Source organism: Planosporangium thailandense (assembly GCF_011947195.1).
Taxonomy (GTDB): Bacteria; Actinomycetota; Actinomycetes; order Mycobacteriales; family Micromonosporaceae; genus Planosporangium; species Planosporangium thailandense.
The window spans coordinates 342,075-356,880 of the sequence record NZ_JAATVY010000004.1; the positions used below are offsets into that span (position 1 = coordinate 342,075).

Consider the following 14,806-nt stretch of genomic DNA (forward strand, 5'->3'; position numbering starts at 1 on the left):
CGTGAGCGTTCTCGACCGTTCCGCCGCCGAGCGCCCGTTCGCTTTCACCACCGACCAACTGGGCTGGGAGCCCTGGCTCGCACCGCTGATCGAGGAAGAACTCACCGATCTGCACCGGGAGGCGCTGGTCGACAAGGCGCGCGCCAAATCGCCGTACTTCCGGCTGCTCGCCCGTGACCCGGAGATCCTGCAGGCGCGGACGAAGACCGACAACGACATCTTCTACAACGCCGACGGCGGGCTGCCCCGGGCAGAGCGGGAGCTCGCCGCGGCCGCGACCTCACGGCACAACGGCTGCGTGTTCTGCGCCTCCGTGCACGCCCGGTTCGCCTCGCACTACTCCAAGCGGCACGACGACGTGCAGCGGCTGCTCGACGAGGGCGTCCTCGCACCGCAGGACGAGCGCTGGCGGGCAATCATCGACGCCGCGGTGGCGCTCACGGCCACCCCGGCAGCACTCACCACCGAGCACATCGACGCCCTGCGCGCGGCCGGCCTCGACGACCTGGCGATCAGCGACCTGCTGCATGCCGCCGCCTTCTTCAACTGGGCCAACCGGCTCATGCTCTCCCTCGGGGAACCGACGCCACCGGCCGCCTGAGCGCGACCGACACCTCCCACGAAAGGGAAGTCACGTGACCGAACCTCAGCTCGACCACATCGTCTACACGGTGCCCGACCTCGCCGCCGCTGTCGCGGACTTCACAGTACGCACCGGAGTCAGCCCGGTCCCCGGTGGCCGGCACCCGAGCGGCACCGCCAACTACCTCGTCGGGTTCGGACCGACCTCGTACCTGGAAATCCTCGGCCCGGACCCGGAGGCCGACGCCACCGACCGGCCCGCGACCTTCGGGCTGGACACCCTGACCGAACCGCGCCTGGCGACCTGGGCGGTGCACACCGACGACATCGAGAACGCGGTGAGCCTCGCCCGCGAACACGGGTACGACCCCGGCGAGATCCAGCCGCTGTCGCGCCGCAGACCCGACGGAGTTCTGCTGTCGTGGCGACTCACCCGACGGACGGAACGCGGCGCGGACGGCCTGGTGCCGTTCCTGATCGACTGGACCGGCGCCGAACACCCCGCCTCTTCTCGGCTGCCGCAGCTGGGGCTCACCTCCCTCACGGCCACCCATCCCGATCCCACGGCGGTGCGCCGCTATCTCGCCGCGGTCGGTGTCGAGCTCGAAGTGACCGCCGGACCGCGGGCCGCGCTGGAGGCGCTGCTCGACACCCCGCGCGGCCCCGTGACGCTGCGCTGACAACCCGCAACTTCTAACGAAAGCAGAAGCGTGAGCAACCTTCGTGAATACCTGTCCCAGAAACGGGCAGCGCTGACCGCCCGCCGCGCGGCCCCGAACCGGGGTACCGTCCCCCTGCACGCGCGGGTCACCGCCGAGGGACGCAGCGGCATACGGCGGATCCGGATCCGTGACTTCCAGATCATCAGCGACAGCGGCCCGAACTTCGCCGGCTACGACCTCGGCCCCGGCTCACCGGAACTGCAGGCCGGCGTGCTCGGCAGCTGCGTGACGCACATCTTCCTGATCAAGGCTGCGGAACTGGAGATCCCGCTCGACTCGCTCGCGGTCGATGTGCAGGCCGAGTACGACCCGCGCGCCCAGGAACCGGGCAACACCGAGGTGCCGGTCTACCCGCAAAACTTCCGCTACCAGGTAGAAGTTTCCTCGCCCGCCTCGGACGAGGACCTGGCCCGCCTGCACGCCGAGGTGCAGCGGGTATGCCCGATTCTGAACCTGCTCCGTAATCCTCAGGAGATCAACGGCTCGGTGGTCCGGACGGGCTCCGCGGAAGGGGGGCAGCACCGGACGGCGTGACCGGTCACCCGGTTGCGCATCGGTGAGGGCGTCGACCGGCTCGCGCCACCGTGCTGGGCACCGGCACGCCTACCGACACCGCGCCGGAGCCTGGGTCGACCGGCGCGATCCTGGCGAAGGGAGGGGCGTCGGTGAACCAGTCGTCGGGTACCGCGCCGGCGATCCAGGCCGCGGCGTCGTCTGCGGGCGGGCGCCGAGAGGGACGCTGCGAGCGCTCGCGACACGGCGGCCCAGGCCGACCGTGACGCCACCACCGCCGAGCAAGCGGCTGCGAACGCTCACGCCCTCGCTCAACAGGCACAGGAGGCAGCCGCTCGGGCCGAGGCCGCCGCCGACGCACAAACGAAAGCGAGTGCGCTACTAGACACAGGGCCCGCCGGCGCCGGTGGGGTGGAAGCCGTACCGGACGTCCGTGATGAGATCTACGCGTACGCGTACGCGCGCGGGCTGCGGCGGTGGGATCTTGCAGGCGGTGATGCCGGCGTCGGTGAGTACGGCGTCGAAGGCGGCGGTGAACTGCCGGGCGCGGTCCCGCGGCGACAGCCGACCACGGGTCGGACTCGCCGCACAACACCCGGGCTGGACCGGGACGAGGGTGGGGGAGCAGAATGGGAGCAGCGGGGCGCTTCCAACGGCGTTGAACGGCGTCCGACCGGGTTGAACTGCTCGCATCGTCTGGGCGTGACCTGCGGGTTCTTGTGTTTGTGCTGGTCAGGGCATGATCGGATTTTCGTTGACACGGAAGAGGTCACTGGTTCAAACCCAGTATCGCCCACCAAAACTGCAGGTCAGGGCATTGATCGTCGATCTTACAGATCGACGATCTTTTTCTTGTGGGAGCAGTTTTGCTCCCACGGTAACTGTCGATCGCGGCTGTGCCGGTTACGTCGTCGTCACCAGTAGCCGCCGCCGTCGAGCCTGTGGGGTATCAAAACTCTGGCATTGTGGGTCACCTGCAGTTCTATGCGGCTCGTTCGTACTCGGTGATGAGCCCGCCGAGGACTGATCGAAGCCTGATCCGTTCGTGGGTGAGGTCGACGGCGGGTCGGTCGGACCGTGGCGGCTGCAACTGCAGGGCCCGGTGTGGGCGGCGTCCGTTGTAGTGACGGGCATATTCGTCGAGTGTTCGACGTAGATGTCGCTCGCCGAGGATGAGCCTGCGGTCGGTCACCTCGGTGCGGGCGGTGAGGACGAACCTTTCGGCGTAGGCGTTGGCCCGTGGGCTGCGTGGTGGGATCTTGCAGACGGTGATTCCGGCATCGGCGAGCACGGTGTCGAAGGCGGCGGTGAACTGCCCGGCCCGGTCGCGGATGAGGACGGTGAACTGGTCGGCGCGTTCGCCCAGGTCCATGAGCAGGTTGCGGGCGGACTGGGTGGTCCAGGCCCCGTCGGGGTTGGCGGTGACGCCGAGGATGTGCACGTAGCGGCTGCCGACTTCGAGGACGAAGAAGACGTACAGGCGCTGGAGGGTGAGCGCGCAGTCCACGTGGAAGAAGTCGCAGGCGAGCATGGTCGACGCCTGGGCGGCAAGGAAGCGCCGCCAGGTGGTGTGGTCGCAGCGTACCGGCGCTGGCGGGATGCCGAGTCGTTTGAGGATCCGGCGGATCGTGGATGCGCTCACGCGGTGTCCGAGGCCGAGCAGCTCGCCTTGGATGCGCTGGTAGCCCCAGCCGGGGTTGTCTCGGGCCATCTGCCCGACGATTGCGACGAGGGCCGGTGCGATCGGCGGCCGACCGGACCGGTGCGGATAGGTCCAGTGTCGGGCGACCAGCCGCCGATGCCAGCGCATGACCGTGCTCGGGGTGACCAGGCGGTGTCTTTTCAGTGCCTGGGGGAGGAGCCGAATCAGGGCGGCGAGCGCCGCTCGGTCGGCCCAGTCCAGCCGGGGCTTCGGGTTCTGCCGGCGTAGGACGGCGTTCTCGTGACGAAGCACCAAGATCTCTACATCTTTGGCTGCGCTGGTGCGGGCGAGGAGTGCGAGCCAACCGGCAACATGGCAAAACACGCGGTAGATTAGACGCAGCGACACGCATCATGATGATGCCCGACGGCATCGTCACGCGTTGCGTCTGCTCCCATTTAGACAGGTCTTGCGGCAGACGCGCGGTGCCGCCAGACTGCTCGCCATGATGACTGCGGCCCCGGATCGGGACGTGCTCGTCGACACCTTGCGGCGCGAGAGCCGCCGGGTCGTCACGATGGTGCGGCGCGCCGAGCGGCTCAACGCCGCGGTGCCCGGGCTCGCCTGGACCGCCGGCCAGCTCGCTGGGCACCTGTGCGTGGTCTACCGAGCATTCGCCGGCACGGTGCGCGGGGAGCCGTTCGGGCCCGAGTTCGAAAGCGCGATCGGCGACGGCGACACCCTGCCCGAAGTGCTGGCCGCGACGAACGCGCGGATGGTCGAAGAGGTCAACTTCGACAAGCCGTCGGACGCGGCCTACGCGCTTGCGGCGGGCGCGTCGGAGTTGGCCGACGCGCTGTCGGCGAGCCCGGACTTGGAGGTGGCCCGACCCGCGCCCTGGTACGGTCCTGGCGTCACGCGCTATGTCGCCACGCTTGGGGCGATCGGCGTGAGTGAGACCCTCGTGCACGGCCGCGACCTCGCTCTTGCTCTGGGCGGCGATCCCCGGGTGCCCGACGCCGCGGCCGTCTTCGCCGCGCCGACGGTTATGTCCGAGATGCTGCCGTTGCTGGTCGACCCGGAGGCCACCCGCGGGCTCACCGCCACGTTCGAGCTTCGTATCCGTGGCGGGCGAAGCTTCGTGCTGCACATGTCCGACGGTGCCGCGCGCAGCGCGCCCGCCCCGTCCACCGAACGCCAGGTCGACTGTGTGATATCCCTGTCCGCGGGCGCTGCGCTGCTTATCGGATTCAACCGGATGTCGGTGTGGCGCGCGCTCACCACCGGCCAGGTGATCTCCTACGGTCGTCGGCCCTGGCTCGGGCTGCGGTTTCGAAGCCTGTTCCTGAACCCGTGACCGGCCGGGCGCTCCGGTGAGCGAGGTCAACATCAACTCAACCGCGGAATCGTTGCTGGGCTTCCTGCACGACGGCCCGCAGACCGGCCGGGATCTGGTTGCCCGGGCGGAGCAGACCATCGGGCCATTCTGGTCGCTGACCCGTAGCCGGGTCTATCGGGAGCTGTCCTACATGACTGAGCACGGCCTGGTCGCGCCCGGACCCGTGGGGGCGGCGCGACGTCCGGCCGTACACGATCACGGATGCCGGACGGCAGGCGTTCTCCGACTGGGCCGCCGGCGGGCCCGACAGTGCCACCATGCGGATGCCGCTGTTGCTGTTCGTCGTGCTGGGCCGCCACATCGGCGCCGACCGGCTCGCGTCGATGCTCCTCGAGCAACGCCGCCAGCAGGCCGAACTGCTGGCCGGATACCTCCGCGGCCGTGACCGGCGATGTGAGTCGGGCGCGGATCCGTTTGTGCTCGCGACCCTCGGGTACGGGATCGCCATGGCACGGGCGACGATCCGCTGGCTGGACGGGCTGGGGCCACAACTCGCCGGCGACCCCGGGACGACCCGGCCCACGGTGACGCTGTCGGACGACAACGGCGGCCGTTGTCGGGCTCGTAAATTCGGCTCGCCTACGCTGCCTGCGCATACTCGTTGATCAGCCCGCCGAGGATCGGCCGTCGTTGGATCCGGGCGGCGTTCAGGTCAGCGACGTGCGGTAACGGGTTGGGTGGCTGCTGGCCGAGCGAACGGTGTGGACGGTGACCGTTGTAGTGCGAGGTGTGCTCGGCGAGCATGGCCGCCAGGTGCCGCTCGCCGACGATGAGCATCCGGTCGGTGCACTCCCGGCGTACGGCGCCGACCCAGCGTTCGGCGAACGCATTCGCCCGAGGCGCTTGCGGCGGAGTCTTGATCACGTCGATGCCGGCCCCAGTAAACACGGCGCCGAAGGCCGCCGTGAATTTCGTGTCCCGATCGCGGAGCAGCAACCGTAGGCATGCCGCACGTTGGTCGAGGTCCATGAGCAGGTTGCGTGCCTGCTGGGCTACCCAGGCGCCAGTCGGGTGGGCGGTCACCCCGATCACGTGGACCTGGCGGGTGGCGATCTCGACGAAGAACAGTACGTAGACCCGTTTGAGGAACACCGTGTCGACCGTGAAGAAATCGCAGGACAGGATCGTGTGTGCCTGGGCGGGCGGAAACTGTCTCCAGGTTGGTCCGGACCGTCGCGGTGGCGGGTCGATACCGGTGTTGTGCAGGATTTTCCACACCGTGCTGGCCGCCACTCGGTAGCCCAGACCGAGCAGTTCACCCTGGATGCGCCGGTGGCCCCAGGTGGGCTTCTCGGCGGCCAGCCGCAGTATCAGGTCACGGATTTGCTTGCTTATCGGTGGCCGGCCGGGCCGGGTATGCGGGTACGTCCACCGTCGGGCGACCAGCTCATGGTGCCACCGCAGCAGCGTCGCCGGGGTGACGAAGAATACCGACCATCGTGGGCGGGGCAGCAGCCGCGACAACACCGCCAGCACCACCCGATCGGCCGGTTGCAGATCAGGGCGGTGCACCTGGCGGCGCAGTACCGCCACCTGATGGCGGAGCACCAGGAGCTCCACGTCCTTGGCCCCGCCGTCGCGGGCGAGCTGGGTCAACATCTGCAGGACCTGGCGCAGCAGCAAGTACACAAGCGACGCGCTCATGGCCTCCATCGTCGGGTACGTCGGCGTCGAGCATGTGCCGAACCGCAGGTCAACCGACGTAACTCAATTCTCGAGCCCCACACGAGCACCGACGAGTACGCCGGCGACGGATGTGCCCGGGCTGCCGAGCCCGCTGGTGGTCACGCCGGTCGCGTACAGCTGAGCAGTTGCACGGAAATGGCAGAGAAGTTGCGTGAGCCAAGAGTTGCGTGTGCCAATCTCGGCGCCGCTGTCGGTGGGGCAGGGCTTGGCTGCCGCCCGTGAGGCACCCATATGGCCCCTCGCTCGCCCACAGGCCTACGGGATCGGCATGGTCGGGACCGACGCACCCTCCTCGGCCGCATCGCGGCGCACGCGCCGTGCCGGTCGGGCACCGGTACCCAGCAGGACCCCGGCGACCACGACCGCCCCGCAGACCAGCTCGACCGGGTACACGGGGTCTCCGAGCAACAGCCGTGAGGCGCCGATCCCGATGACCGGGACGAGCATCGAGAAGGGCGCCACGCCGCTCGACGGGTGGCGGCTCATCAGGGCGGTCCAGATCCCCGAACCGGCCAGCGTCGCGGCCAGCACCGTGAAGGCCAGGCCGCCCAGCGCCAGTACGCCCTGGCGGTCGGCCAGCGTGGTCATAGATGAGGTGATGCGCGCCGGACCCTCGGCCACCAGGGAGACCGCTAGCAGCGGCAGCGGTGGGACGACGCTCATCCAGAGTGTCAGCCGGAACGGCTCGGACGTCTGCGCGAGGCGGTTGCTCAGGTTGCCCAGCGCCCAGCCGAGGCCGCCGCAGAGGGTGAGCAGGACGGGCAGGAGCATGGCGCCGCCACCAAGTTCGCCGCGGTGCACCGCGATGCCGGCCAGCCCCGCCACCGCGAGGCCGACGCCGACGGTCTGACGGGCAGTCAGCCGCTCACGCAGGAGCGTACCTGCGAGGACCACCGTGAACGGGGCCGACGACTGGAGGACCAGCGAGGCGAGCCCCGAGGGCATCCCAATGGACATCGCAAGGTAGAGGAACAGGAACTGCAGGATGCCGAATCCGGCTCCGTAGCCGAGCAGCCACCGCCACCGCACCGCCGGACGCCGGACCAGGAGCACCGTGGGGACGGCGATGACCGCGAACCGGAGCGCGGCGAGGAAGAACGGCGGGAACTGCTGGAGGGACAGGTGGATCGCCGGGAAGTTCAGCCCCCAGAGGGCGGCGACGGTGAGGGCGAGCAGGCGGTCCCGGGCTGGCATGCCTCGAGCTTCGCAGCCCCGACTGTTCAGCACCATCAACGATTCTGCTCATGTCGGTGTAGTTTCGCTTCATGGATCTTCGAGCGTTGGAGGTGCTGCGAGCGGTACGCACCCAGGGCGGTGTCACCGCGGCCGCCGCGGTGCTGCACCTCACCCCCTCGGCGGTGTCCCAGCAGCTGGCGGCGCTGACCCGGGAGGTGGGGGTCGCCCTCACGCAGCGCGTCGGGCGCGGCGTGCGCCTGACACCCGCCGGCGAGGCGCTGGCCACTGCGGCCGACGACGTGGTGCTGGCTGTCGAGCGGGCCCGCGCCGCCTGCGAGGTCTTCCTGGACCAGCCGACCGGAACCGTCCGGGTGTCGGCGTTCCAGAGCGGCGCCCGCTTGCTGCTGCCCGAGTTGCTCACCCGGGTTCAGCGGCTCGGCGGGATCGCCCTGGAGTGCTCCGACGAGGACGTCGCCCAGGCCGATTTCGCCGCGCTCACCGACCGCGTCGACGTCGTCATCGCCCACCGGCCGGACGAGGGCCCGGAGGAGGGTGTGGACTGGAACGCCGACGGCGTGCCGCTGCGCGTGGTGCCGCTGCTGCGCGAGCCGCTGGACGTGGCGGTGGCCCTGCACCATCCGCTCGCCGAGCGTCCCCACGTCCGGCTCGAGGACTTGGCCGACCAGGACTGGATCACGGTGCGTGAGGGCTTCCCGGTCGCCATCGTGCTCACCGCGATCGCCGCCCACACCGGAACCGCGCCGCGGATCACCCACCGGATCAACGACTTCAGCGTTGTCGAGGCGCTAGTCGCGGCTGGGCACGGCGTCTCCCTGCTGCCCCGCTACAGCGCCGGAGGCCACCCCGGCGTCCGGCTGCTGCCGATCAGCGGAGTGCGCGCGGGCCGACGGGTGGACGCGCTCGTGCGTCGCGACCGGGCCGAGCGCCTGGTGGTTCGGCGGGTGCTCGACGAGCTCGCCGACGTGGCCGCCGGGATCGACAGCCACGGACGACCGCTCAGCAGTCCCGGCCACGACGTCAGCGAGAACGACCGCCGAGGTCTACTGCTGAGCCATCTGTCGGGTTGAACTCCCACCGCCGCCTGCGAGGGGCTCGGAGGGCCAGAAGTTCAGGTGTTCGGCGCGCTCCCGGGGATTCGGTGCGGGTGGGGTCGATCAGCAGGCTGTTGTCGAGCACCGCTCGGCTCCTTGCTGCTCCCACAGGTCGCGTAGGCCGTGCTCGAGCAGGCCCTGGTCGCCTTCCTGGTCGGGAACGGCTGACGCTTCGAACGCGTCGCTGACGTCCTCCCACCGTCGCCAAGTGTGTGACGTGACCGGACTGAGCACGGCGGCGGGGCGACCGGAGACGGTGATGGTCGCTGTCTCACCTGCCTCGACACTGTGCTCCCGCTCCGCGCTCCCGCTCCGCCCGGAAGCGCCGGAGAGAAATTGCAGCTCAGAGGCACGCTTGCTGCCCTTGAACGGCCCACTAGCGAAAACGCCTCTGGAACAAGTGTTCGAAGATCGCTAACCTGCTCGGCATGGCCAAGCACCGAGAGCCGGATCTCGAGCCGCTCAAGCGCGGAAGCAAGCGCCGCGACGGCAACAATGCTGACGCGCTACGTCGCGCCGGAACCCTGCCCGACAACCCCGTCACGTCCGAGACGGTGGACAGGGCGATAGAGACGCTCGCTGTGCGCATGGGACTTCCCGTCGAGGTGGTCCGCGCGCACTTCGACAAGCTCAGGGAGGGGTAGTTGGACAGCTTCACCACGACGAACAAGTCGCCTACGAAGTTTGTTTCGAGCTCTCGGGCGCGCCGGCTGACAAACTTCGACAGAGAACTCTCGGATCCAGGGGGCTGGCAGTGGAGGACCTTGCCGCCTGACCGATCACCCGAGCCGCAGGTCAGAGGTCATGCGGCGCGTATTGGCACCGTACAGGTGTTGGTCATGTGGCCGAGGAAGTCGTCTGAGCATGCTCGGGCAGCTCACACCGGACAGTGGAACCGATCAGCGTTCGTCGGTCATGCCGGTCTGGGCATGTCGGTCAGCGAGTCGTCACCTGCGCGTGGATGAACTCGGTGACGTCGCGGAGGACGTCGTCGGCATTCAGTTCGTTGAACAACTCGTGGCGGGCCTGCGGGTAGGTCCGCTCGGCGAAGCGGGAGCCACGTAGGTGTTCGATCCCTGGGCGGCTTCCATCGATCGGTACGAGTTGGTCGTCCTCACCGTGGATCCACATCAGTGGCAGGTCGCCCACGCTCGGCCCACGGGCGATCGTCTCCAGTCCGCGCTGAAGGGCTTCAAGTGTGGTCCGCTTGAACGGGCCGTGCCATACCAAGGGATCGGCCGCATAGGTCTGCCCGACGGCTGGATCGCGCGACAACGTGGTGACGTCGAGCGGTACGTCCGGGATCTCGTCGAGGGCGAGCAGTTGCGATACCGCGTCCCAGCGGCCGATTACCGGGCTGGACAGGATGAGCGCGGCGAGGGTGTGTCCATAGCGTTGGGCGTAGCGCGCAGCGATCAGGCCGCCCATCGAGTGGCCAAGCAGGACGACCGGTAGGTCGGGATGTACGCGCCGAGCCGTCTCGTCCAGCAGGTGGAGATCGGAGACGATGTCCTCGAAGTCTCTCACGACGACAGGCTCGCCCTCGCTCTTACCGTGGCCTGCATGGTCGACGGCGTAGACGACCGCGCCGTTTTGGACCAGTGCGCCCGCGAGGCGTTCGTACCGGCCGATGTGTTCTCCGTAGCCGTGGGCGATGACCACGACGTGCGTAGGCTGGTCCGGCCCGCTCCAAGTTCTGGCGGCGAGCTTGCCCTGCGTCCCGTCGTACGTCCATTCACGCGACTCGGCCATGGGCGCTCCTCGTCGGGTAGCGGTTCCGGGTGCCTTCAGGGTGTCAGTCGGCGTTGTATCCGTCCACCCGTTCGGCACCTCAACCGCCCCGATGCGCCCCAGAGTGTGTTGCTCACGGCGCGGTCGTGACTGCGCTTCAGGGCCGGGTGGTCGTGCATGAGCGGGAGGGAAGGCGTCGGTCAGGGCTGCGCCGGGCCGGAGGTGAAGTCGTTGATGAGTTTCTCGACGTGGGCACGGATGTCGTCGCAGGCGGTCCGGACCACCTCGGCGACGAACCCTGGGAGGTGTACGTCGTCAAGGGCGACGCCGACACCCTCGCCAAGGAGCCCGGCAGCGAGTGTTGCGGTCAATCCGCAGAAGCGGGCGAACCGGCCGTCACCGCCGACGGCCGTACCAGTTGCTGCTGAGCAAAGGTGCATGTGGACGCTGCGGCTTGTCAAAGCGAGGGCCGCAGCGCCCAGCCCTCGACCCACCGGCGCGCCTCAGGGCTGGGTCCCAGCGCGCGACTAACGCCAGTTGTCACCACAAGATCAATCCTGGCCTCTGGGACGGTAGCTCGGCTTGTAGTGGTTAATCGTGGGTGCACGTCCCGGACATGGACCGATCGGTGGGGGAGCAGAATGGGAGCAGCGGGTCGCGTTCAACGGCGTTGAACCGCGTCCGACCGGGTTGAGCTGCCCACATCGTCTCGCCGTGACCTGCGGACCCTCGCGTTCGTGCAGTTCAGTGCAAGATCGGATTTTCGTTGACACCGGAAGAGGTCACTGGTTCAAACCCAGTATCGCCCACCAAAGAAACAGCAGGTCAACGGCTCGTTACCGGATCTTCGGTAACGAGCCGTTTGCTCTATGCCAATTACATTGGGAGCAAAATGGGAGCGCATGATCGTCTACCTCTTCGGGGCGTGGGTGCCAGAAAGCCGTCCGTGGCGGTTGAGCTGGGGCTTCGTGGGCCGGGTACCGGCCGCGATGATCGGTGAGTGGCACTGCGACTGCTCTACCTGGTGGTCTCGCAGTTGATGCAGTGGTTGGTGTTGCTGGCCCGGGACTCGGCCGCGAAGGACGTCGAGCTGTTGGTGTTGCGGCACGAGGTGGCGGTACTGTGCCGGCAGGTGTTGCGGCCTCGGGTCGACTGGGCCGACCGGGCGGTACTGGCCGGTCTGGCGCGGTTGTTGTCTGACCGGCTGCGGGGCGGGTTGTTCGTGCGGCCGGCAACGCTGCGGTCGACCGCCGGTTAGTGCCGAGGTCCGCAGCCTGGTGCTGCGGCCGGCTCGGGAGAATTCGACCTGGGGGCTACCGCCGGATCCACGGCGAGTTGTGCCGGCTGGGTTACCGGGTCGGTGCGAGCACCGTCTGGGCCATCCTGAAGCGGTCCGGAGTGGACACGGCACCGATGCGTTCGGCGCTGACCTGGCGACAGCTCCTGCGGGCCCAGGCGCGCGGCATGCTGGCGGTCGACTTCTTCAGCGCCGACACGGTCGTGCTGTGCCGGCTGTACGTGTTGTTCGTGATCGAGATAGGCAACCGGCGGGTCCATCTGCGCGGCGTCACCGCGCATCCAGCGGCGGAGTGGGTGACCCAGCAGGCCCGGAACCTGATGCTGGACCGCGGTGACCGAGTCGATCGGTTCCGGTTGTTGATCCGAGACCGAGACACGAAGTTCAGCGCCGCGTTCGACGCGGTCTTCGCCGCCGTGGGCATCGACGTGCTCACCACACCGGTGCGAGCGCCGCGCGCCAACGCGTACGCAGACCGCTGGGTCGGCACGGCACGCCGGGAGCTACTCGACCGGATGCTCGACTTCGGGAGCCGGCACCTGCAGTCGGTGTTGACCGAGTATGTCGATCACTACAACATGCATCGCCCACACCGCTCGCTGGGACAGCGACCGCCGCGTGGACCAGCGCCACCATCGACGGCGGTAGCCGGCCGGCGGGTAGTGCGGCGCGATCGTCTCGGCGGTCTGATCGGCGAGTATTCGCAGCCCGCGTGATGTGACTGACTAGCTGGCATCCACACGGCAAAGACGCGTACCGAGCTGTGCCGCTAGTTCGGGGCCACCGATGTGGTCGCCGAACGCGGCGAGGAAGGCATTGCGCGCGTGCGTGAGCTGACCGGCGGCGACGACGCCCCTGCAACAGCCCAGCTCAGGTTGAAAACAGCTCGCTGCTCAAGTCTGCCTCGATCTTGCCAACGCTCAACCCAACGGCGCCCGCACGGGTCCCAGGGGCGCGTGGGCTGAGTGATAGGCGCGACAATGATTTGACGAAGGTGCTCCATCGAAAGTATCATGACAATAAATCTATCGATCTAGCGGGGGCTATTAGTCATGGATGACACTGTCGGAGATCTCTCCATTTCTCGGCGTTGCGAATCCCGCGCGGCCGTGCCGAATTAGCCTCAGGCTCGGGGCCGTGATTGATTGTCAGGTGACTCGACGCGGCCTGAAAGGCGCAAGGTCCGGCGCGTTACACGAGTGAGCGCGGCCAATACGAGGGCTGACGTCGAGAGCGGCGAGACGGCTCGTCGACTGGCGGAGTTCATCCGAGGTTCTCGGAAAGGCTCGTTCAATAGGATTCATGTGCCGCGTGGAAATCAGGTGAGATCAAGTTAACGTTGAGGTTGTAATGGGATATTTCCCGTCTCCTCGGCGAACCCAACACCCGCGGAATCGTTGGATGAGGGATGAGTCGGCAGGTCAAGCCCGGGAGTAAACCATACCGCACACAGTTGCGTGATCGGCTGGCCGCTTTGGGATTTTCTGAAGATGCCATCCCCGCCCGGGTCGCGCAACACCTGACTGCAGAATGCCAGATCCGCCCACGCACCGCGTGGCGATTAGCGTGCGACATGTCCCTGGACCTGGCGGCGCGCCACTACAATGCTGTCAACGGAGACGCTCGTGCGGGAATGCGCGGCTCTCGAATATGGGAGTACGAGCAGTGGCCCGACCGGGGCGTTCGCCCCACGTTATCGGCGCTGCGCACTCTGGCCCAGGTGTACGGCACATCCTGGAAATCCCTGCTCGACCTTCGTGACCTGGAACATCTACCGCCGAGGGACCTTGCCGAATACCACGGCACGAAGGAGGAGGAGCCACGGGTATCGACAGCTGCGGTGACAGTGCGCCAACCCCTCGAAACCGGGAGGCAGATACCTCATCGCGCCACCGCCGATGCACCGAAGCCGCTGGCCGAGGCAATGATTCTAACGACTACAAACGTTGACGATGTTCAGTTGGACCAGTTGTGGTCTGACACAATCCATCTCGGCAATGCTTACGCGCGCAGTTCGCCGGACTCCGTTCTCCGTCAGTTGTCCCTGGTGCGGGAACGGACCATGACCTTGCTGAAGGGGCGCCAGCGACCGAAGCAGACCAAAGATCTGTATCTAGTGAGCGCGAAGTGCTGCGCGATGATGGGATGGATGTCCGCGGATTTGGGGAGATACGGCGCCGCGCAGGAGCTCAACTCCGCCGCCTGGCTCTACGCTCAGTATGTAGACGACCATTTCGCGCGGCGATGGGTACGCACCGCACAGTCGCGAGTGGAGTATTGGGCCGGCAACGGTGCGGAGTCGGCTCGGCTGGCTCAAGACGGGTTGAGGCACCCGGCGGGCACCCGGATGGCCGATGCGCCTCTTATTCTGGCGGAGGCCAGAGGGTGGGCGAGTATTCAGGCCGAGCGCCAGGTTCTCGACGCGATCGGGCGCTGGGCAAGAATTGAAGACTCCGAACCGACGGTCGCCGACGAGGACAGGTTTTTCAACATCAGCAAGGATCGGCGGCACTACATGGCCGGAACCTCACTGCTTTCGGTGGGGCGTACCGGCCTCGCGCTCAAGGAACTCCGGACCGCACGGCAGGTCTATGAGGGGTTGGCGCCCGAAGAGCGGTGGGAGGCAATGGAGCCGATGATCAGGATCGACACCGGCCGTGCTTATCTGCGGCTGGGTGAGTTCGACGCCGCTGCCGCCGAACTAGAACCCTTTGTCTCGGTGGATGTCGGCCGACAACCGGACATGGTGCGGGCGATGTTGAAAGTCCTTGCGGGGGAACTCGCCGGTCCACGCTGGTGCAGTTCGAGCACCGCTTGCAACCTAGTCGACGCCTTACGCGACACACAAGTATCTGTTCCGCGCTGAGGTGAGAACCTTTTCGGATGTAGCGCTGAGGTTAACGGGGGGAATGTTGCTACGCGCGTCAGCCGGGCCGCCTTCGGGTT

General features: G+C 67.7%; 16 protein-coding genes. 10 read left to right on the plus strand and 6 right to left on the minus strand.

The features are described 5' to 3' along the window. Nucleotide 1 precedes the first annotated feature (1 nt). From HC031_RS32970 to HC031_RS32975, 3 genes are read left to right on the plus strand one after another with little or no spacing between them, the layout of a single operon-like run. Nucleotides 2-601, plus strand: coding sequence for an alkylhydroperoxidase domain protein (locus tag HC031_RS32970; protein WP_167924771.1), 600 nt, complete (start codon nucleotides 2-4; stop codon nucleotides 599-601). A gap of 34 nt (nucleotides 602-635) precedes the next feature. Continuing rightward, on the plus strand, nucleotides 636-1,262 hold the full coding sequence (locus HC031_RS09275) for a VOC family protein (RefSeq protein WP_205862464.1): 627 nt from the start codon (nucleotides 636-638) through the stop codon (nucleotides 1,260-1,262). Nucleotides 1,263-1,292: 30 nt separating this feature from the next. Continuing rightward, nucleotides 1,293-1,838, plus strand: a complete 546-nt coding sequence (locus HC031_RS32975; protein WP_167924773.1) for an OsmC family protein — start codon at nucleotides 1,293-1,295, stop codon at nucleotides 1,836-1,838. Nucleotides 1,839-2,198: 360 nt separating this feature from the next. On the opposite strand, the gene HC031_RS32475 is transcribed toward HC031_RS32975, so the two are convergent. Together HC031_RS32475 and HC031_RS09290 are read right to left on the minus strand one after the other, a co-directional pair. Further along, nucleotides 2,199-2,510: a hypothetical protein gene (locus HC031_RS32475; RefSeq protein ID WP_205862465.1), complete on the minus strand. Its 312-nt coding sequence runs from the start codon at nucleotides 2,508-2,510 to the stop codon at nucleotides 2,199-2,201. 289 nt (nucleotides 2,511-2,799) lie between these two features. After that, a complete protein-coding gene (locus tag HC031_RS09290; RefSeq protein ID WP_338090569.1) occupies nucleotides 2,800-3,771 on the minus strand; it encodes an integrase core domain-containing protein in 972 nt (323 codons plus the stop codon). A gap of 130 nt (nucleotides 3,772-3,901) precedes the next feature. On the opposite strand from HC031_RS09290, the gene HC031_RS09295 reads away from it, so the two are divergent. Together HC031_RS09295 and HC031_RS32480 are read left to right on the plus strand one after the other, a co-directional pair. Next, the gene (locus HC031_RS09295; RefSeq protein WP_205862466.1) at nucleotides 3,902-4,816 is read left to right on the plus strand and encodes a maleylpyruvate isomerase family mycothiol-dependent enzyme; all 915 of its coding nucleotides are present in this window, start codon (nucleotides 3,902-3,904) and stop codon (nucleotides 4,814-4,816) included. A gap of 299 nt (nucleotides 4,817-5,115) precedes the next feature. Further along, entirely contained in the window at nucleotides 5,116-5,463 is a 348-nt protein-coding gene (locus HC031_RS32480; protein WP_205862467.1) for a virulence activator alpha C-terminal domain-containing protein, read from the plus strand. On the opposite strand, the gene HC031_RS09305 is transcribed toward HC031_RS32480, so the two are convergent. Both HC031_RS09305 and HC031_RS09310 read right to left on the minus strand, forming a co-directional pair. Then, nucleotides 5,438-6,502, minus strand: coding sequence for an integrase core domain-containing protein (locus HC031_RS09305; protein ID WP_167924776.1), 1,065 nt, complete (start codon nucleotides 6,500-6,502; stop codon nucleotides 5,438-5,440). The genes HC031_RS32480 and HC031_RS09305 overlap by 26 nt on opposite strands. 297 nt (nucleotides 6,503-6,799) lie before the next feature. Next, on the minus strand, nucleotides 6,800-7,738 hold the full coding sequence (locus HC031_RS09310) for an EamA family transporter (RefSeq protein ID WP_167924777.1): 939 nt from the start codon (nucleotides 7,736-7,738) through the stop codon (nucleotides 6,800-6,802). Nucleotides 7,739-7,809: 71 nt separating this feature from the next. Between HC031_RS09310 and HC031_RS09315 the strand changes: the two genes are divergently transcribed. Both HC031_RS09315 and HC031_RS09320 read left to right on the plus strand, forming a co-directional pair. Beyond that, nucleotides 7,810-8,808, plus strand: a complete 999-nt coding sequence (locus HC031_RS09315; RefSeq protein WP_167924778.1) for a LysR family transcriptional regulator — start codon at nucleotides 7,810-7,812, stop codon at nucleotides 8,806-8,808. 452 nt (nucleotides 8,809-9,260) lie between these two features. Continuing rightward, entirely contained in the window at nucleotides 9,261-9,476 is a 216-nt protein-coding gene (locus HC031_RS09320) for a hypothetical protein (RefSeq protein ID WP_167924779.1), read from the plus strand. Nucleotides 9,477-9,768: 292 nt separating this feature from the next. On the opposite strand, the gene HC031_RS09325 is transcribed toward HC031_RS09320, so the two are convergent. Beyond that, nucleotides 9,769-10,584: an alpha/beta hydrolase gene (locus HC031_RS09325; protein ID WP_167924780.1), complete on the minus strand. Its 816-nt coding sequence runs from the start codon at nucleotides 10,582-10,584 to the stop codon at nucleotides 9,769-9,771. Between the two features lie 179 nt (nucleotides 10,585-10,763). Beyond that, on the minus strand, nucleotides 10,764-10,934 hold the full coding sequence (locus HC031_RS09330; RefSeq protein ID WP_167924781.1) for a hypothetical protein: 171 nt from the start codon (nucleotides 10,932-10,934) through the stop codon (nucleotides 10,764-10,766). Nucleotides 10,935-11,563: 629 nt separating this feature from the next. Here HC031_RS09330 and HC031_RS32980 point away from each other — a divergent pair. From HC031_RS32980 to HC031_RS09345, 3 genes are all read left to right on the plus strand, one after another. Further along, nucleotides 11,564-11,821 carry a hypothetical protein gene (locus HC031_RS32980; protein WP_240942253.1) on the plus strand — a complete coding sequence of 86 codons (258 nt, stop codon included), beginning with the start codon at nucleotides 11,564-11,566 and terminating at the stop codon, nucleotides 11,819-11,821. 140 nt (nucleotides 11,822-11,961) lie between these two features. Then, nucleotides 11,962-12,576 (plus strand): integrase core domain-containing protein, encoded by a 615-nt coding sequence (locus HC031_RS32985; protein WP_338090553.1) that lies wholly within the window; start codon nucleotides 11,962-11,964, stop codon nucleotides 12,574-12,576. Between the two features lie 737 nt (nucleotides 12,577-13,313). Then, nucleotides 13,314-14,726: an NsdA family TPR-like regulatory protein gene (locus HC031_RS09345; RefSeq protein ID WP_205862468.1), complete on the plus strand. Its 1,413-nt coding sequence runs from the start codon at nucleotides 13,314-13,316 to the stop codon at nucleotides 14,724-14,726. Nucleotides 14,727-14,806: the final 80 nt, after the last annotated feature.

Bases quoted from the DNA above. Each gene is read 5' to 3' on its own strand.
- HC031_RS32475 (WP_205862465.1), bottom strand. From the start codon at position 2,510: ATGCGAGCAGTTCAACCCGGTCGGACGCCGTTCAACGCCGTTGGAAGC.
- HC031_RS32480 (WP_205862467.1), top strand. From the start codon at position 5,116: ATGCGGATGCCGCTGTTGCTGTTCGTCGTGCTGGGCCGCCACATCGGC.
- HC031_RS09305 (WP_167924776.1), bottom strand. From the start codon at position 6,502: ATGAGCGCGTCGCTTGTGTACTTGCTGCTGCGCCAGGTCCTGCAGATG.
- HC031_RS09310 (WP_167924777.1), bottom strand. From the start codon at position 7,738: ATGCCAGCCCGGGACCGCCTGCTCGCCCTCACCGTCGCCGCCCTCTGG.
- HC031_RS09315 (WP_167924778.1), top strand. From the start codon at position 7,810: ATGGATCTTCGAGCGTTGGAGGTGCTGCGAGCGGTACGCACCCAGGGC.
- HC031_RS09320 (WP_167924779.1), top strand. From the start codon at position 9,261: ATGGCCAAGCACCGAGAGCCGGATCTCGAGCCGCTCAAGCGCGGAAGC.
- HC031_RS09325 (WP_167924780.1), bottom strand. From the start codon at position 10,584: ATGGCCGAGTCGCGTGAATGGACGTACGACGGGACGCAGGGCAAGCTC.